The organism is Nocardioides daedukensis (assembly GCF_013408415.1).
Classification (GTDB): domain Bacteria; phylum Actinomycetota; class Actinomycetes; order Propionibacteriales; family Nocardioidaceae; genus Nocardioides; species Nocardioides daedukensis.
The window spans coordinates 2924934-2943365 of sequence record NZ_JACCAA010000001.1 but is presented as its reverse complement, the minus strand read 5'-3'; the positions used below and the strand labels follow the sequence as shown (position 1 = coordinate 2943365).

The window sequence follows — 18432 nt, the reverse complement described above, 5'->3', positions numbered from 1 at the left end:
ATGGATCGGCCTGCGACACCGCGGGCCGCACCCCACACGAAAGCACACGGCCACCGCATGTCAGCCAGCCCCGAATCAGCCAGGACGAAGCGCACCGACCTTCGCAACGTCGCAATCGTTGCCCACGTCGACCATGGCAAGACCACCTTGGTCGACGCCATGCTCCACCAGGCCGGCGCGTTCACCGAGCACCAGGCCGAGGGTGTCAACGAGCGCGCCATGGACTCCGGCGAGCTCGAGCGCGAGAAGGGCATCACCATTCTCGCGAAGAACACCGCCGTCCACTACGCCGGTCCGGCTGCCGGTGGCGAGCCGATGGTCATCAACATCATCGACACCCCCGGCCACGCCGACTTCGGTGGCGAGGTCGAGCGTGGTCTGTCGATGGTCGACGGCATCGTGCTCCTCGTCGACGCTTCCGAGGGCCCGCTCCCCCAGACCCGGTTCGTGCTGCGCAAGGCGCTCAACGCCGACATGCCGGTGATCCTCGTGGTCAACAAGACCGACCGCAGCGACGCTCGGATCGACGAGGTCGTCGACGAGTCCTACGAGCTGTTCATGGACCTGCTCGACGACTCGCACAGCCAGGACGCGCTCGACTTCCCGGTCGTCTTCGCCTCCGGCAAGGCTGGCGTCGCCTCGCTCACCAAGCCCGAGAACGGCACCCTGCCCGAGGGCGACAGCCTCGAGCCGCTGTTCCGGACGATCCTCGAGACGATCCCCGCCCCGGAGTACGACGAGGGCGCACCGCTCCAGGCCCACGTCACGAACCTCGACTCCTCGCCGTTCCTCGGTCGCCTCGCGCTGGTGCGCGTGCACCAGGGCGTGCTGAAGAAGGGCCAGAACGTGGCCTGGATGCGACGCAACGGCGACGTCAAGAACGTCCGCATCACCGAGCTCCTGGTCACCGAGGGCCTCGAGCGCAAGCCTGGCGAGTCCGCCGGCCCCGGTGACATCGTCGCCATCGCCGGCATCCCGGAGATCACCATCGGCGAGACCCTGGCCGACTCGGAGAACCCGATCGCGCTGCCGCTGATCCACGTCGACGACCCGGCCATCTCGATGACCATCGGGACCAACACCTCGCCGCTCGTGGGCCGTGGCCCCTCGAAGAACACCAAGGTCACCGCGCGCCTGGTCAAGGACCGTCTCGACGCCGAGCTGATCGGCAACGTCTCGCTCCGCGTGCTGCCCACCGAGCGTCCCGACGCCTGGGAGGTGCAGGGCCGCGGCGAGCTGGCGCTGGCCATCCTGGTCGAGCAGATGCGTCGCGAGGGCTTCGAGCTCACCGTCGGCAAGCCGCAGGTGGTCACCAAGGAGATCAACGGCAAGGTCCACGAGCCCGTGGAGCGCCTGACCATCGACGCGCCGGAGGAATACCTCGGCACGATCACCGAGCTCCTGGCCACCCGCAAGGGCCGCATGGAGACGATGACCAACCACGGCACCGGCTGGGTCCGGATGGAGTTCCTCGTCCCCGCCCGTGGCCTGATCGGCTTCCGCACCGAGTTCCTCACCGACACCCGCGGCACCGGCATCGCGCACCACATCTCCGAGGGCTACGAGCCGTGGGCCGGCGAGATCCGCAGCCGCAACTCCGGCTCGCTGGTGGCCGACCGCTCCGGCGCGGCCACGGCCTATGCGATGACCTCGCTCCAGGAGCGCGGCACGATGTTCCTGGAGCCGACCACGGAGGTCTACGAGGGCATGATCGTCGGCGAGAACTCGCGCGCCGACGACATGGACGTGAACATCACCAAGGAGAAGCAGCAGACCAACATCCGGTCCGCCACCTCGGACAACTTCGAGAAGCTGATCCCGCCGAAGAAGCTCTCCCTCGAGCAGTGCCTCGAGTTCTGCCGCGACGACGAGTGCGTCGAGGTCACACCCGACTCGGTGCGCATCCGCAAGGTGGTCCTGGACGCGAACGCACGCGCCAAGACCGCCTCCCAGGCGCGCAAGGCGAACAAGAGCTGATCAAGTTCCGACACACAGAGCCGCCGTCCCGGTTGGGACGGCGGCTCTGTTCATTTGGTTCAGTGCGTGGCGTCAGTTGGCCTGCTTGTACGCCGCCCGGCTCAGGCCGGCGATGCGGGTGGCCGGAACCTTGTTCTCCGACACCGTGGTGACTATGACGACGATGCGGTTCTTGCGAATCACCGAATAGGTGAGGTGCATCGGGCCGTCCGCGTCACCGGTGTTGATCCGCATGCCGACCCGCTCGTTGCCGATCGTGCCGATGTTGAGCGCGGAGTTGGTGATCTTGGTGCCTCCGTCGGTGTACGACGGGCACTTCTTGAGGTGGTTGCGGAAGCCTGCCACGAGCTTCTTGGCCGACGTGGTGCTGCTCATCTCGAGTGCGTCGATCACGATCCACGGCTTCTGGGTGCTGCTCATCCAGTCGTTCGTGTAGGTCGGGGTGTAGTTGGCCTCCACGCCGGTCTTGCTCGAGTAGGTCTTCGAGCTGCGGCAGTAGGCGCCCGGTCCGTAGATGCCGGAGATCCTGGTCGCGGAGCGCTTGGAGTGCTTGTAGCCGGTGAAGTACTTCGCCACCGTGGACGTGGAGGGCGTGTCCACGCTGGTGATGGCCGCCTGCGCGGGGCTGGCGATCAGGCTGGCAACGAGGCTGGCGAGCAGCGCCAGCAGGGTCACGGCAACGAGGGACGAGAGGGGACGTGCGCGATTCACGGTTGTGGCTCCTTGACGAGGGGTGTCTACGGGCGCGGCGAGTGCTCTGCCTCGGGGGATGGGGAACAGCTGACGGTCTCGGACCGCCGGGGGGTCACTTCAGGGGCACTGCGGAGGTGACTTGGGGGTCACTTGGCCTTGGCGACGGCGAGGCGGGTCAGTCGGGTGAGCCGGTCCTGGGAGATCTTGTCCTCGGCGGAGGTCACCACGATGCTCACCACCCGGCCCTGGCGGACGCCGGTGTAGGTGAGGAAGCCGCCGAAGTCTTGGCCGCCGGCCTGCATGCGCATGCTGATCCGCTCGTCACCGATCCGGCCGACCTTGAGATAGCCGGTCCTGACGTAGACCCCTTCGGCACGGTAGGAGGTGCACTTCTTCGCGTGTGCACGCAACGAGCTGATCACCGCGGAGGCCTGCTTGGTCGTCGAGAACTCATAGGCCGAGACCGAGAGGAGGGGACGGCTGACCGTCCCCCAGGTCTCGAAGTCCGCGAAGTAGCGGGGACCGTAGAGCACCGACATCGCTGACTTGGCCTTGAACTCCTTCTCGCCGGCGCACCACACGCCCGGGACCGTGAAACGTCGCTCCTCGTCGAGCATCCGAGTGGTCTTGGCGAGACCTGGGAAGACCTTCCCGATCTCGTAGGCCTTCGGGACGTCATGGTTGGAGACCAACGCCTGGCCGGGCGATGCCACCAGGGTGGCCAGCATGGTGGCCACGATGGCGATCAGAAGGGTGGGAAGGCGCTTCACGTCTGGGGGTCTCCTCAAGGGTTCACGAGTGCGAATCGTCATCCTCGACCACCCGGCAGGTGGCTGTCCTGACAATGGTCAAAACAGTGCCCGACACCACGCCCAGCGCCAGGCCCACAGGTCGTGCCGACGAGTCAGTGGGTGGTCGTCTGGACCAGGCTGGTCACCGCAGCCAGGCTCAGGCCCACCAGGATCACCCGGCGGAAGGTCTGCTCGCTGAGCCGGTGGAAGATCCGGTCCCCGATCGCCCAGCCCAGGGGTATGCCGAGGCAGCCGGCGGCCATCGCGATCACGACCTGCTGGCTGAAGAGTCCGGCCAGCGCGAACGCGCACAGGGCGAGCAGGTCCTGCACGGTGAAGACCGTCTGGAGGGTCGCTCGGGTGCTGCGCGCGGACCCGCCGACACCGTGCACGGCGAGCACGAGTGGTGGGCCGTTCATCCCGGTCGAGGTGAGCAGCGCACCGCTCATCATCCCCGCGACCCAGTGCATGCCGGGCGAGTCCGGCACCTTCACGCGACAGGCCAGCGCCGCCACCGTCACCAACACCAGGATCCCGATGCCGATACCGAGGGCGCGTTCACTGACCAGCAGGAGGGTGGCGAGTCCGAGCGGCATGCCAAGCACACCGGCCAGGACCAGGCGCCGACCCACCGGCACCATCACGTGCGCACGCTCCCGGCGCCACGCCGTACCCGAGATGACGAGGCTGACGCCGGTCGCCGTGACCACCGCCGGGACAGGGTCCATCACCATCACCAGCAGCGGTATGGCGAGCAGTGCGGACCCGAATCCGCTGACCGCTTGGGCGAGCGCGGCGAGGACGAAGATGGCTGCCGCAGCCAGGGCCAGCGTCAACAGGTCACCCATGCCGGCGGCACGCGCACATCGCTGGGGTCATCCGCTCAGGCCAGCCGCTGCCACGGGGCGGCTGCCTCGAGCTGTCCGGCGAGGGAGAGCAGCAGGCCCTCCTGGCCCAGGTCGGCACCGAGCTGGACACCGACCGGGAGACCCAGTCCGTCGGTGCCCATCGGCAGCGAGATCGCCGGCATCCCGGTGGCATTGAAGACCTGGGTCCACGCCGCATAGGTGCCTGCTCGTGTGTACATCGCCTCGGGGTTGGTCGGGTCCAGCACGCCGAGCTCGGGCGGCGACGCGGCGAGCGTCGGCGTCAGGATCACGTCGTACTCGGCGAAGAGGCGGCCGAACTGCCACCCGGCCTGCTGGCAGGCAACCAGTGCAGCGGTGAGCTGGGTGGCCGGCAGCGCCGAGTAGTGCTCGAACAGGATCCGGCTGAACGGCTCGAGGTCGTCGTCCGCGAGCTCGCGACCCAGCTGGGCAAGTCGTGCCTGCACGCTCGCAGCGAACGCCACCCCCATCAGGGGCGCGGTCTGGGTCTGGAGTCCGGCGGCGTCGTGGGGCACCGGGACCGGGACCACGGTGTGGCCGAGCGACTCGCACAGCTTCGCGGTCTGCTCGACCACCTCGACGATGTCGGCCTGGGTCTGGACGGCGCTCTCACCGAGGCTGGTGGCGACAGCGATCCGGAGCGGGCGCGGGGGTGTCGCGGCGTGCTCGGTGAACGACATCGACGGTTCCTGGATGCCGATCACCGTGCCGAGCACCCGGCTGGCGGAGATGTCGAGCAGGACCGCGCTGTCGCGCACCGACGTGGTCACCGCGTGGTGCACGGAGGCCGGCGCACTCAGCGTGGAGGGGACCGGGAAGCTGCTCACCCGACCTCGGCTGGGCTTGAGCCCGACCAGACCGTTGATCGAGGCCGGGATCCGGATCGAGCCCCCACCGTCACTGGCGTGTGCCACCGGCACCATCCCGGCAGCGACGGCGGCCGCGGAGCCACCGCTCGAGCCGCCGGCGGACCGGTCGAGGTTGCGAGGATTGCGGGTCGGACCGTGCAGTGCCGGCTCGGTGCTCGGGCTCAACCCGAACTCGGGACTGTTGCTCATCCCGAGGACCACCATCCCGGCCCGCTTGTAGCGGGCGACCAGCTCGGCGTCATCGGCCGGCATGTTCTCGGCGAAGAGTCGACTGCCATGCGTGCTGGGCAGTCCCTTGACTGCCATGTTCAGGTCCTTGATCAGGACCGGGACGCCCGTCAGCGGCCCCTGCGGAAGTCCGGCGTCGACCTCGGCCAGCGCCTCCTCGAAGCGGGTCGCGACCACCGCATTGAACTCTGGGTTCATCTGCTCGATCCGGGCGATGGCGGTCTCCACGAGCTCGCGCGCGCTGACCTCGCCCTCACGGACCATGGCAGCCATTCCGGTCGCGTCCGTGTCGGGCAGGCGGGTTGCTGAATCAGTCATGGAACCCACGCTAGGAGTGCGACGTGGATCACCACTGTCGATGTCCCGGAGAACGGACCAGCCGGGACACAGGTCACCACGCGACCTGATTGGCGCGACCTCCCGGTGAGTGGGATGCACCCTAATGGGACATAGCGGGTGCGTCCACTCTGTGACGGCAGACACAACCAGGGTGATCTCGGAGCACCGGTACCAAGTGGAGGACACAGTGAACACACGCATCACCACCCGCATGCGATGGGCGGGGCTACTGGCTACGACGGCCCTGGTCGCCAGCGGATGTGCCTCGAGCGCCGACAACGACTCGAAGGACAAGTCGGACGGCGGCATCGACTACACCACCCGCATGATGAACGTCTCCGAGCCGAAGGGCGAGCCGGTCAAGGGCGGCACCCTTCGCGTCGCGGAGTACTCCGAGGCACGCGGCTTCAACCCGACCCAGACCTACCCGACCGGTTCCACGGGCGGCAACATCCTCGCCGCGCTCTACGACACCCTGGTCCGTTACAACGGTGAGAAGAACGCCTACGAACCGCAGCTCGCCGAGTCGCTCGAGTCCAGCGACGATGTGACCTGGACGATCAAGCTCCGCGACGGCGTGAAGTTCACCGACGGCACTCCGCTGGACGCCGAGGCCGTCGTCGGCAGCCTCAACTACTACGTGAACAGCTATGGCCTCAACGCCACCCTGCTCAAGCAGGAGATCAAGTCGATCAAGGCCACGGACGACCTGACCGTCACGATCACGCTGAACCACGCATGGCCCACGTTCGCGAACATGTTCACCACCGGTCCCGGCATGATCATGGCTCCCGCCGCCTATGCCAACCCGGACCCGGCTGCCTTCAAGCCGATCGGTGCCGGCCCGTTCAAGTTCGAGAGCTATGCCCCGGCCGAGAAGACCGTGGTCGTCGCCAACGAGGACTACTTCGACGGCCGCCCGAACCTCGACAAGATCGAGTTCGTGCTGCTCGGCGCCGACGCCACGGCCTATGACTCCTTCAAGTCCGGCGGGATCGACGTGGCCTACCTGCGTGGAACCGAGGTCGTCGACGAGGCGATCACCGACGGCGTCCCCGGCATGGTCAACCACACCGGCTCGGCCAACAACCTGTGGATCAACGCGGTCAAGGGTCGCCCGGGTGAGGACAAGCGCGTCCGCCAGGCGATCGCGCTCGCCTTCGACCCGGAGATCTATCTCGAGCGCACCGCCAACGGTGGCGGCAACCCGACCAAGCTGCTCCTCGGCGAGAGCTCGATCTGGTCTCCCGGAGTCGAGGAGCCCGAGGTTGACCAGAAGGCCGCGAAGAAGTTGCTCGAGGAAGCCAAGGCCGACGGCTACGACGGCAAGATCAGCATCATCGCCCGCTCCGAGCAGGCCTCCCAGGCCGGCGCGGTCGCCATCCAGGCGATGCTCGAGGCCGTCGGTTTCGACGTCGAACTGGATCTGGTCCAGAACGTCGCGGACCAGACCCAGAAGATCTACATCGACAAGGACTTCGACATCGCCGCCGCCGCGATCTCAGTGCACGAGGAGGGCGTCTACAGCCGCATCGCCACTGCCCTCGGCACCGGGTCCCCAACCAACGGTGGTGGCTACTCCAGCCCGGAGATGGACGCCTTGATTCAGGAGCTCCAGGGCAAGAAGACGCCTGAGGACGCGAAGGACGTGCTGACCAGGATCGAGGCGCTCTACGCCGAGGACGTCCCGGCCGTCACGATCAGCTCCGGCGCGATGGTCGACATCTGGCAGAAGAACGTCCACGGCATCAAGGGCACCGGCGAGACCATCGTCCTGTTCGACGACGCCTGGATCGAGAAGAAGTGATCGATCGGGTCAGCTGACCCGAACCGAAGAGCCCGGTCCCCTTTCGGGGGGCCGGGCTCTTGTGCTTTCCCCAAGACCTGCTGAGCAGGTTCCTCATCCAGTGATGCTCTGGATGGTAGACAGGATCTCAAGCATTGCCTCACGATCCTTGGGTTCTGATTCCCGCCATCGGGCAACGACAATCACGTTTGCTTCAGGCACCTGCGCTGCAACACTGCACAAGGCCGGGAGGCTTTCTTTACACGCGGGAAACCCGCTTCTGACAGCGATTCCGTGCGCGTTGGTCGCAGGTTCCATGCCCCGAAACCGTCCTGCATAGAACCTGGCTGTCGGTGAATCCAAGGAGTCAACGATCACCTGTGGGGTGTAGCGGTCAAGGCATGGATCGGCTGGGGGCGTTGTGAAGAAGGTCGCCGAGGAGTCGGCACACGCGACCGGGTCAGAAGACCACGCTTCAGGAAGCTCCATCGCGTAGCCCGGAGCGATTTCTGTAACCCCTGGGGCATTGGGGTCGCCGGCGACCGGGGAGCGTTCCTGATCGTTGATGGCGGACCATCCGAGAGGTGCGGCTACCAGGACCGCGAGAGACGCAGCCACGAAACAACCGGCAACGGTCCACGCCTTGCGACGAGATTCGCGCCGAGCTTGGCTGAGGAGTTCCTGAAAGGTGGCTGACGGGGCACTGGTCGAGTTTCGGAGCGAGCCCTCCAAGGCGTCTGCGAAATCATCCATGATGATCGGTTCCTTTCCAGTCTTGTAACCCTGGGCCTGGCGAGGGCATCAGTCGCGCAAGTTGGTCGCGGGCGCGTAGTAGCCGATTCTTGACGGCTGATGGGGTCGTCCCGAGGGAGTTTGCGGTCTCCTGGATGGACAGGTCGCACAGGTAGTGCAGGACGACTGCCTCTCTCTGCTCCCGGGACAGATGTCGCACCAACTGCTCCAGGTCCAGTCGCTGGCTTGGATCCTGCGGTACTGCAGGCTCTGTGTCGATGTCGACTGAGGGAGCAGTGCGCTGGCGGGTCAGATTTCGCCTGCGGGTGAGTGCCAGGCGTGTGGCCACCAGGCGAATCCACGCTTCGGGGGAATCGTAACGATTGATGTGGCCCCATCGCTTGAGCATCCGAACGAATGCCTCTTGTGCAATATCTTCGGCGTCGTCTCGAGAGCCTGTGAACACGTAGAGCATGGCTATGAGGCGTGGTATGACGGCCAAGTAGAATTCTTCGGCTCGTTGCTCTTCCTGCGGGGATAGCCTCACACCACTTAACACTCCTCAGGGGTACTCCAGGTCTCGCGACCCGTGGGACTAGTTTGACCCCCACCCCCACGGCGTACGGCGTCTCCCACGCGGCACGGTCCCGTGACGGGCACCTTGAGTCGCGGATGACCCAGAACGCCTACACCCCAGCGCCCCTGTGACGGGGACGCTGGGGTGCAGGTCGTGAAGCAGGCTCAGACGATGCCGGTGGCCACGTTGTGGCAGGCGATGAAGTGCCCCTGCCCGACCTCACGCAGCTGCGGCTCCTCGGCGGCACACTGCTCAGTGGCCAGCGGGCAGCGGGTCCGGAACCGGCAGCCCGAGGGCGGGTTGAGCGGCGAGGGCAGCTCCGTGGTGGCCGCCGAGCGAGGCTTCTCCTCGACCAGGTCACCAGCGACCGGGTCGTCGGAGGAGAACGCCTGCTCACCACCGGGGATCGAGGCGATCAGGGTCCGGGTGTAGGGGTGCAACGCACGCGTCTGCATCCCCTGGGACGGCAGCACCTCGCAGGTCTTGCCGAGGTAGAGCACCATTACCCGGTCGCTGATGTTCTTGACCACGGAGACGTCGTGGGCGATGAAGATCATCGACAGGTCGTACTTCTCCTTGGTCCTCTCCAGCAGGTTCAGGATCTGGGCCTGGACCGACACGTCGAGCGCGGAGACCGGCTCGTCGCAGATCAGCACGTCGGGGTTCATCATCAGGGCACGAGCGATGCACACCCGCTGGCACTGACCTCCCGAGAGCTCGTGCGGTCGACGGTCCCAGACCGCGTCCGGGTCGAGACCGACCGCAGTCAGCGTCTCCCTGATCGAGGCGTCCATGTCGTCGCCGTCATATCCCCAGATCGCCAGGCCCTCGGCGACCAGGTCACGGACCCGACGGCGAGGGTTCAGCGACGAGACCGGGTCCTGCATGATCATCTGCATCCGCGAACGAGCCTTGCGAAGTGGCTTGATCTTCAGGCCGGTCAGCTCGTGGTCGAGCAGCCGGACGGTCCCGGAAGTCGGCGACGGCTCCTGCATGATCGCCCGGCCGGCGCTGGACTTGCCGCAGCCGGACTCACCGAGGATGCCCAGGGTCTCCCCCGGCAGCAGGTCGATGTTCATTCCCGAGACGGCGTGCACCTTCTGCCCGCGTCCGACCGGGAACTCGACCACCATCTGGTCGACCGAGAGCACCGGGTCGGACTCGGGACGCATGTGCGCCACTCCACTGCCTGCCATGTCAGGACACCTCTTCGTGGGCGGAACCGGGGGCGGGGACCAGGACCTCGGACCCTGCGGGGACGAGCGGGAAGTGGCAGGCCGCAAGGTGCTGCTGGCCGGAACCGTCCCCGTGCTCGAGCAGCTCGGGCGACTCCTCACGACACAGGTCCACCGCGAGCCGGCAACGCGGCGCGAAACGGCAACCCGGCGGCGGGATGAGCATGTTGGGCGGCGTGCCCTCGATGGCGCGCAGCACGGTGTGCGGCTCGTCGGAGATCCGCGGGATCGAGGCCAGCAGCGCCTCGGCGTAGGGGTGCACGGGCGAGTTGAAGACGCGGGAGGTCTTCGAGGTCTCGACGGTGCGCCCGGCGTACATCACTGCCACCCGGTCGGTGCGTCCCTCGACAGCGCCGAGGTCGTGGCTGACCAGGATCGTGGCCATGTTGCGCTCGCTGGCGAGCGTGGCCAGCAGGTCGAGGATCTGCTTCTGCACGGTGACGTCGAGCGCCGTCGTGGGCTCGTCGGCGATCAGCAGCTTGGGGTCGCAGGCGAGTGCCATCGCGATCACCACGCGTTGGCGCATGCCGCCGGAGAGCTCGTGCGGATATTGCTTCATCCGACGTGCGGGCTCCGGGATGAAGACCTGGCGCAGCAGGTCGATGGCCCGCTCGTTGGCCTCCTTGGCGCCGACCTTCAGGTGCAGCCGCAGGGTCTCGGTGAGGTGCGTGCCCACCTTCTTCACCGGGTTCAGCGAGGTCATCGGGTCCTGGAAGACCATCGCCACCTCGGGGCCCCACAGCTTGCGGCGGTCCCGGGGCTTCATGGCGTGTACGTCGTGCCCGTTGATGGACACCCGACCCGTCACCTCGGTGGTCGGACCGTTCGAGATCAGGCCCATCGCGGTGCGTCCGAAGACGGACTTGCCGGAGCCGGACTCGCCGACGATGCCGACGGTCTCACCGGCGGCGACGCGCAGCGAGACACCGTCCACGGCACGGACCGGTCCGCGGGGCGTGAGGAATGTCGTGCGGAGGTCGTCGACCTCGAGCACGGGAGCACCCTTGGTGCTCACCTGGTTCGGATCACTCACAGCTTGGCACTCCTCGTGTCCCACTTCTTCTGGGCCTTCTCGCCCAGGAGGTTGAAGGCGAAGACGGTCAGGAACAGGAACACACCGGGCACCAGCACGATGTGCGGGTAGTCCTCCATCACGCCACCCTCACCCTCGGAGATCATGTTGCCCCAGGTCGGGTCGGGCTGCTGGATGCCCAGCCCGAGGAAGCTCAGCGAGGCCTCGGCCACGATGAGCACGGAGATCATCACCACGGCCATCGAGAAGACCGGGAACACGACGTTGGGCACGAGCTCGCGGACCATGACGCGCATCCGGTTGGCCCCCATCAGTCGGGCGGCCATCACGAACTCGCGCTGGGCGAAGGAGATCGTGTTGGCCCGGGCCAGGCGCACCATGCCGGGGATCGTCAGCAGGGACAGGGCCAGTGCCATGTTCCTGACGCTCGGGTCGAGGAAGGTGCTCAGGGCGATCAGCAGGATCAGCGGCGGCACCGCGAGCAACGCGTTGGTCAGGATGCCGATCGCGCTGTCGACTCCCTTGCGGAAGTAGCCGGCGACGACGCCGACCGCTCCGCCGACCACGGTGCCGATGGCGACCGCGAGCAGCGAGATCATCAGCGAGGTGCGGGCTCCGTGGATCGCACGTGAAAGCAGGTCGAGGCCCTGGTTGTTGGTGCCGAGCGGGTTCTCGCTCAGCAGCTTCGGCGGCACGTTGGTCTCGTTCATCAGCGACTTGGCGACGTCGTTGTGCTCGCCGAGTGGCAGGAACGGGGCCAGGATCGCCAGCGCGATGATCAGCACCAGCCAGACCATGCTGGCACCGAAGAGCAGGTCGACGCGCTCGCCGCGGATGGCCTCGATGAGACGGTTCGTGCCCTGGAAGACGAGCACGATGCCGATCAGCACCATCGCGGCCTTGGCGGCCAGGACCAGTGACGGCGTACTCCAGCCGAAGATGAGCAGCGCGAGGCCGGCGATCAGCAGCGCGCCACCGACGAGGAGCGTCTTGGTGCGGTTGGCCTTCGCGGTTCGGGAGCTATGCATGAACACGGCGCGTCCTCGGGTCGATGTAGCCGTAGGAGAGGTCGATGGTGGCGTTCACCGCGACATAGACGATCGCGATGATCAGCACGGCGCCCTGCACCATCGGGTAGTCACCCTGGTTGGCGGCGGTGACCACCATCGAGCCCATGCCGGGCAGGGCGAAGAGGTATTCGACGATCACGGTGCTGCCGATCAGTCGGCCCAGGCTGATGCCGAGCAGGGTGATCAGCGAGAACGACGAGGGGCGCAGCGCGTCGGTGAACATGATCCGCCACGGCGGCATGCCCTTCGCCCGCGCGGAGAGGATGAAGTCCTCGTTGAGGGTCATGATCAGGTCGTTGCGCAAGATGCGGGTGAACAGTGCCAGCTCGGTCAGGGCGATCACGACTGCCGGCAGGATCGCGTGGTGCAGGTTGCCCACCGGGTCCTCGCCGATCCGCACCCACTGTGCGCGGGGGAACCAGCCGAGCCCGTTGGCGAAGATCATGATCAGCAGCAGGCCCATCAGGAACGAGGGCACCGAGAGGATCCCGAACATCGAGCCGGAGATGATCCGGTCGATGACGCCGCCGGCGTTCGCGGCCGACCACATCGCCAGCGGGACGGAGATGACGACGGCGAGGACGAGGCCCATCACCGCGAGCTGGACGCTGACCGGGAGCGCCGCGACGATCCGGTCGGTGACCTCGCTCTGCGGCGGGACCAGGGAGCTGCCCAGGTCGCCGGTGACCGCGGAGCTGAGCCAGTCCCAGTAGCGGACCAGCAGCGGGTCGTTGAGGCCGAGCTCCTGGCGGAGGTCGGCGTAGTCCGACGGCGGGTGTCCCTCTCCGAGGATCGCCACCGCCGGGTCGCCCGGCATCAGGGTGACCATGGCGAAGACGCCGAAGCTGACCACCAGCAGCACGGCGAGGAGCTCGCCGGCGCGGATGAGGATCTTGCTCATCGGCCGCCCTCTACAACAGAGGGACCGCGCACCACGAGGAGCATGGGCGTCCTTTCACAGAGACTGGATTCGAAGAAGGCTAGGTCTGTGGCCCGGGCCACAATCGGGCAACTCCCACTGACCGGAACCGTTGGTTCCGGCAAGGGTTCTGCCCGGTTCAGCGGGTCGCTGTGAGCAGCCGGCCGAGGTCGGCCAGGGCCGCCGACGAACCACCGAGGGTGTTGGCGATCTGGCGTCCCCACAGGAAGTGCCGGTGCACCGGGTAGTCCACGTCGACGCCGATTCCGCCGTGCAGGTGCTGGGTGCGGTGGACCACGTCGAGACCGGCCTGGTTGCACCACCACTTCGCGGTGAGTACGGCGCTGGTGGTCGCTGCTGCCACCCCGTTCGAGGCACCGTCGGCGGCGTCGGCGGGCCGGAGGGACTCCAGTCCCTGCCACAGGGTCGACCGCATCGCGTCGACGTCGATCCAGCAGTCGGCCAGCTGGTGGGCGACGGCCTGGAAGGTGGCCAGCGGGCGGCCGAACTGCTCGCGTCCGGACAGGTAGGTCGCGGCCAGGCGCATGGCGCCGTCGGCCACGCCGACCTGGATCGCGGCCAGGGCGAGGGTCGCGTGCGCGATCAGCTCGGCCAGCGGCACCGGCACGAGCTCGGCCGGCGCGTCGGTGAGGACCAGGTTGGCGGCGAGGTCGTGGGTGGTGGTGATCGACTGCTCCCACTCGACGCCCTCGGCGTCGGTGGCCACCAGGTAGACCGCGGGGCCCTCAGGACCGGTTGCCGCGACCAGGACGCCGCTGGCGCCGGCCGGGGTCGGTACGGCGGCCTTGGTGCCGGTGAGCAGCCACCGTTCGCCGTCGGCGCGGGCCTGGGTCAGCGGAGCCTGCGCGGTGGCCGGTGCGAACTCCTCGAGTGCCACGGTGAGGCGATCCGCGCCCGAGGCCAGGCCGGGCAGCAGCGCCTGCTGGGAGTCGGTGCCGTGCTGGGTCAGCGCGAGTGCGGCCACCCCTGCGGACCACAAGGGGACCGGGGCAACGGTGCGGCCCTGCTCCTCGAGCACGACGCACAGGGCGTCCAGGCCGAGCCCGGCGCCGTCGGCGTCCTCGCCGACGACCAGACCCAGCAGTCCGGCCTGGCCGAGCGCCTGCCAGAGCTGGTCATCGGTGCGCGTCTCGGAGGTCTCGACCTCGCGGATGCGCTCCGGGCGGGCCAGGTCGGTGAAGATCGTGCGGGCCAGGTCGGCCAGCGAGACGAGGTCCTCGTCGAGCGAGAAGTCCATCAGTGGGTCCCTTCCGGAGTGTTCATCAGTGCCGGGTTGCTCGGTGCCGCGTTGATCAGGGCCGCGTTGACCAGGGCCGCGTTGATCAGTGCCGCGTTGCTCGGTGCCGTGCTCATCGGCGTCCTCGCGGCAGGCCCAGGCCACCGGTGGCGACCATGTCGCGCAGCACCTCGTTGACCCCGCCACCGAAGGTGTTCACGATGCCTTGGCGCGAGATCTGCTCGAGCTGGCCGTGCAGCACCGCACCCGGGCTACCGGCACGCAGGCGCCCGGCGGAGCCGACGATCTGGGACAGGGTGCGCTGCACGTCGATGTGGGTCTCGGTGCCATAGGTCTTGGCGGCGCCCGCGGTCTCGCCGGAGAGGGTGCCGGCGGTGACCTGGCTGGTCAGCTTCCAGTTCATCAACCGCATCGCCTCGAGCTTGGCGTGCGTGCGGGCGAACTCGGCCTGCACCCACGGCTGCTCTGCGACGCCGTTCTCCTTCGCCCAGGCCAGGACGTCCTCCCACAGCTGGATCATCCGACCGCCGAGGGCGGCCAGCGCGACCCGCTCGTGGTTGAGCTGGGCGGTGATCAGCGACCAGCCTCCGTTCAGCTCCCCCACCACGTTGCTCAGCGGCACCCTGATGTCGGAGTAGTAGGTCGCGGTGACCATCATTCCGCCGACCGCATGGATCGGGCTCCACGAGAAGCCGGGGTCGTCGCACGGGACGATCACGATGGTGATCCCCTTGTGCTTCGGGGCGTCGAGGTCGGTGCGGACCGCCAACCAGACGTGGTCGGCGGTGTTGCCGCCGGTGGTGAAGATCTTGGCGCCGTTGACGACCAGGTGGTCACCGTCGACGACTCCGCGGGTGCCCAGGGCGGCGAGGTCGGTGCCTGCCTCCGGCTCGGTGTAGCCGATCGCGAAGACCTCGTCACCGGTCAGGATCCTGGGGAGGTACTCCTTCTTCTGCGCGTCGGTGCCGAACTTCATCAGGGTCGGACCGACGGTGTTGACGGTCACCAGTGGGAACGGCACACCGGCCCGCTGGATCTCGTCGTAGAAGATGAACTGCTCCTCCTCCGAGAGCCCACGCCCGCCGTACTCCTCGGGCCAGCCCACGCCCAGCCAGCCGTCGCGACCGAGCATCTTCACGACCTCGCGGAAGCGCGGGCCACCGGCGCCGGCCTCGCCGACTGCGCGGCGCTCGTCATCGGGCAGCAGGTTGGCGAAGTACTCACGCAGCTCGACACGCAGTGCCTGCTGGGACGGGGTCTCGCGAAGATCCACGGGTTCTCCAGGGGTTCGATGGTCACGCCGCGTCGACGGCGTACCGGATCAGTGTGGTGTCAGGGCAGGAAGCGGCGTCGACCATTGGCGTCGAACTCCGCGATCAGGGCGTGCTTGTCGTCCTCGGTCATCAGCGAGTACGTCGGCTCGCCGCGGCCGACCCAGGCATAGACAGGGTCGGTGGTGCGCCAGCCGTCGAGCTGGATCTCCTTCTTGCGCAGCTTGTTCGAGCCGGTGCTGGGCAGCGCGTGCGAGACCCGGACGAAGCGCGGCGCGCCCTTGGTGCCGAGGTCCGTCTGCTGGGCCAGGAAGGCGCCGAGGTCGAGGTCCTCGAACCTGGTCGTCTCGGGGATCTCGATGGCGGCCATCACCTGGTCGCCGGCCCGCGGGTCGGGCACCGCGAACGCGGCTGCGAGCAGGATCCCCTCGTGGCGGCGCAGGACGCGCTCGGTCAGCAGGGCGGAGATGTTCTCCGAGTCGACCCGGATCCAGTCACCGGAGCGGCCGGCGAAGTAGATCAGCCCGTCCTTGTCGATGAAGCCGAGGTCGCCGGTCCAGAACCAGCCGTGGCGGACCCGCTCGGCGTCTGCCTCGGGGTTCTTCCAGTAGCCCTCGAACGCGGCAGCGCCGGTGGTGTTGACCATTTCGCCGACCGCGACCTCTGCGTTGAGCACCCGGCCGTGCTCGTCGAGCTCTGCGACCGCGCACTGCTCGCGCGTCTCCGGGTTCACGATCCGTACGCCGTCGTGCGCGGGGCGACCGAGTGCGCTGGTCGGCGCGTCCGGGTCGAGGGCGACCATCCCGGCGCCCTCGCTGGAGCCGTAGCTCTCGAGCAGCGTGGCGCCGAAGCGCTCCTTGAACCGGGACCGGTCCTCGGGCGAGGCCTCGGTGCCGAAGCCGTGGGTCAGGTGGGTGTCCGCGTCGTCGTCGCGGGCCGGGGTGCCGAGGACGTAGCCGATCGCCTTGCCGACGTAGGTGAAGTAGGTCGCGCGGTAGGCACGGCACTCGTCGATGAACCGGGAGGCGGAGAACTTGCGGGTCAACGCGACGGTGCCGCCGACGGTGAGCGTCGGCGCCCACAGGCCCATCACCGCGTTGCCGTGGAAGAGCGGCATCGAGCAGTAGGAGATGTCCTTGCGGGTGATGTCATATTTCGCGGTGTTCTGGTAGCCGAGGCCGACCAGTCGTCCCTGGCCGACGCGGGCCGCCTTGGAGGCGCCGGTCGTGCCGCTGGTGAAGAGCAGCAGCAGCTGCGTGCTCGCGTCGATCTCCGGTTTGCGGGTCGGCTCGACACGGTGTGCGGCCACCTGGGCGTCGTACGTCGTGTCGTCGATGCGCAGGAAGCGCTCGGGTGCGACGCCGATGTCCAGACCGTCGAGCAACTGCTCGCCGGCTGCGTCAGTGACGACGAGCTGGAGCTCGGTGTGCCGCACCTCCTGCTCGAGGTATTCACCACTGCGGGTGCTGTTGATGCCGACGATCGTGGCCCCGGCCAGTGCCCCGGCGCCGAGCCAGAAGATGAACTCGGGGTGGTTCTCGAGCAGCACCCCGATGTGGAACGGCTTCGCGGGGTCACGCAGCGCCTCGGCCCAGGCGGCGCGCGCGGCCGACTCGCGGACCACCTCGTCCCAGGTCCAGGACCGGTCGCCGTCGAGCAGGCCGGGGTGCTCGTCGCCCAGGCGCGCCAGGAGCAGGTCGGCGATCGTCTCGAGCCGTTCCTCCTGCGGCAGCTGCGGGCGGCTGACCGGTTCCTTGCGGGTCATCGACGTCATGTCCGGAAACCTAGGGCGTCGGGGGCCCGGGCTCGCCCCCACTTCCACTCATCGGGAGCCGCGAGCCTGCAATTGTTGCTGCGCGAACCTGCAGTTCTTACGCGTCGAACCGGCAGTTGTTGCTGGCCGAACCTGCAGTTGTTGCGCGTCGAGCCTGCAGTTGTTGCGGTCGCGACTCAGCCGAAGAACGCTTGGCCACCGTCGAGCGGGATCGTGGCGCCGGACAGGTAGGACATCTCCGGGCTGACCAGGGCCGCCACCGCGCGACCGATGTCGGCGACCGGGTCACCGATCCGCTTGAGCGGGATGCTGGCCACGAACTCTTCCGCCTCCTGCGGGTTCGCTTCGGCCCAACCGGCCAGGGCGGGCGTGAGGGCGTGCGGCGCGATCGAGTTCACCCGGATGTTGTCGCCGCCCCACTCGACCGCGGCGGTGCGGGTCAGCGAGCGCAGCGCCGTCTTGGCCGCGGCATAGGCGCCGTAGTTGGTCCCGTCCCAGCGCACCATCGCCGAGGTGACCAGGTTGACGATCGACCCTCCGCCACGAGCCACCAGGTGCGGGTGGGCGGCGACCATGAAGTTGAAGGCCGCGAAGGGGGCGCTGCGGAAGCCGCGCTGGAACTTCTTCGCGTCCATTGAGAGCAGCGGGCCGAGCGAACCGAAGTAGGCGTTGTTGACCAGGATGTCGAGGCTGCCGAACTCCTCGGCCACCCGGTCGACGAGTCCCGGCACGTTCTCCTCGTCCGTCACGTCCAGCTCGTAGGCCCGCGCCGTCACCCCGAGCTCGCTCAGCTCGGCGCACACGTCCTCGACCTTCGACAGCGTGCGGCCCACGGCGGCGATGTCGGCGCCGCGCTCGGCGAGGGCGATCGCGATGCCCCGGCCAACGCCTTGTCCAGCACCGGTGATCAGGGCAGTGTGGCCCTTCAGAGTCGTCATGGCGTCATCGTTGCCATCCTCGCCGGGGTGGGTCCCGGCCCGGTCCCGTTCACTG

General features: G+C 67.9%; 15 protein-coding genes. 2 read left to right on the top strand and 13 right to left on the bottom strand.

Translation table 11 applies throughout. The features are described 5' to 3' along the window. Positions 1-57 precede the first annotated feature (57 nt). Positions 58-1977: a translational GTPase TypA gene (typA, locus tag BJ980_RS14455; RefSeq protein ID WP_179502940.1), complete on the top strand. Its 1920-nt coding sequence runs from the start codon at positions 58-60 to the stop codon at positions 1975-1977. 72 nt (positions 1978-2049) lie between these two features. Here the strand turns inward: typA and BJ980_RS14450 are convergent, their stop codons facing one another. The 4 genes from BJ980_RS14450 to BJ980_RS14435 form a co-directional block, all read right to left on the bottom strand. After that, entirely contained in the window at positions 2050-2688 is a 639-nt protein-coding gene (locus BJ980_RS14450) for a hypothetical protein (RefSeq protein ID WP_179502939.1), read from the bottom strand. Positions 2689-2816: 128 nt separating this feature from the next. Further along, complete coding sequence (locus BJ980_RS14445; protein ID WP_179502938.1) at positions 2817-3440, bottom strand: hypothetical protein; 624 nt, start codon at positions 3438-3440, stop codon at positions 2817-2819. Between the two features lie 134 nt (positions 3441-3574). Then, positions 3575-4309: a sulfite exporter TauE/SafE family protein gene (locus BJ980_RS14440; RefSeq protein ID WP_179502937.1), complete on the bottom strand. Its 735-nt coding sequence runs from the start codon at positions 4307-4309 to the stop codon at positions 3575-3577. 35 nt (positions 4310-4344) lie between these two features. Next, positions 4345-5763, bottom strand: coding sequence for an amidase (locus tag BJ980_RS14435; RefSeq protein ID WP_179502936.1), 1419 nt, complete (start codon positions 5761-5763; stop codon positions 4345-4347). A gap of 208 nt (positions 5764-5971) precedes the next feature. Between BJ980_RS14435 and BJ980_RS14430 the strand changes: the two genes are divergently transcribed. After that, on the top strand, positions 5972-7591 hold the full coding sequence (locus BJ980_RS14430; protein ID WP_179502935.1) for an ABC transporter substrate-binding protein: 1620 nt from the start codon (positions 5972-5974) through the stop codon (positions 7589-7591). A gap of 724 nt (positions 7592-8315) precedes the next feature. Here BJ980_RS14430 and BJ980_RS19600 read toward each other — a convergent pair. The 9 genes from BJ980_RS19600 to BJ980_RS14385 form a co-directional block, all read right to left on the bottom strand. Then, positions 8316-8849, bottom strand: a complete 534-nt coding sequence (locus BJ980_RS19600; RefSeq protein ID WP_179502934.1) for an RNA polymerase sigma factor — start codon at positions 8847-8849, stop codon at positions 8316-8318. A gap of 194 nt (positions 8850-9043) precedes the next feature. After that, positions 9044-10075: an ABC transporter ATP-binding protein gene (locus BJ980_RS14420; protein ID WP_179502933.1), complete on the bottom strand. Its 1032-nt coding sequence runs from the start codon at positions 10073-10075 to the stop codon at positions 9044-9046. 1 nt (position 10076) lies between these two features. After that, on the bottom strand, positions 10077-11147 hold the full coding sequence (locus BJ980_RS14415) for an oligopeptide/dipeptide ABC transporter ATP-binding protein (RefSeq protein ID WP_218855524.1): 1071 nt from the start codon (positions 11145-11147) through the stop codon (positions 10077-10079). Next, positions 11144-12175 (bottom strand): ABC transporter permease, encoded by a 1032-nt coding sequence (locus tag BJ980_RS14410; RefSeq protein WP_179502932.1) that lies wholly within the window; start codon positions 12173-12175, stop codon positions 11144-11146. Before BJ980_RS14410 ends, BJ980_RS14415 begins: the two co-directional genes overlap by 4 nt. Beyond that, positions 12168-13118: an ABC transporter permease gene (locus tag BJ980_RS14405; RefSeq protein WP_179502931.1), complete on the bottom strand. Its 951-nt coding sequence runs from the start codon at positions 13116-13118 to the stop codon at positions 12168-12170. Before BJ980_RS14405 ends, BJ980_RS14410 begins: the two co-directional genes overlap by 8 nt. A gap of 157 nt (positions 13119-13275) precedes the next feature. Beyond that, entirely contained in the window at positions 13276-14394 is a 1119-nt protein-coding gene (locus BJ980_RS14400) for an acyl-CoA dehydrogenase family protein (RefSeq protein ID WP_179502930.1), read from the bottom strand. A gap of 112 nt (positions 14395-14506) precedes the next feature. After that, entirely contained in the window at positions 14507-15667 is a 1161-nt protein-coding gene (locus BJ980_RS19505; protein WP_179502929.1) for an acyl-CoA dehydrogenase family protein, read from the bottom strand. 59 nt (positions 15668-15726) lie between these two features. Further along, positions 15727-17439, bottom strand: a complete 1713-nt coding sequence (gene casI / locus BJ980_RS14390) for a steroid-22-oyl-CoA synthetase (RefSeq protein ID WP_218855523.1) — start codon at positions 17437-17439, stop codon at positions 15727-15729. Between the two features lie 176 nt (positions 17440-17615). Then, complete coding sequence (locus BJ980_RS14385; protein WP_179502928.1) at positions 17616-18377, bottom strand: SDR family NAD(P)-dependent oxidoreductase; 762 nt, start codon at positions 18375-18377, stop codon at positions 17616-17618. Between the last annotated feature and the right edge of the window lie 55 nt (positions 18378-18432).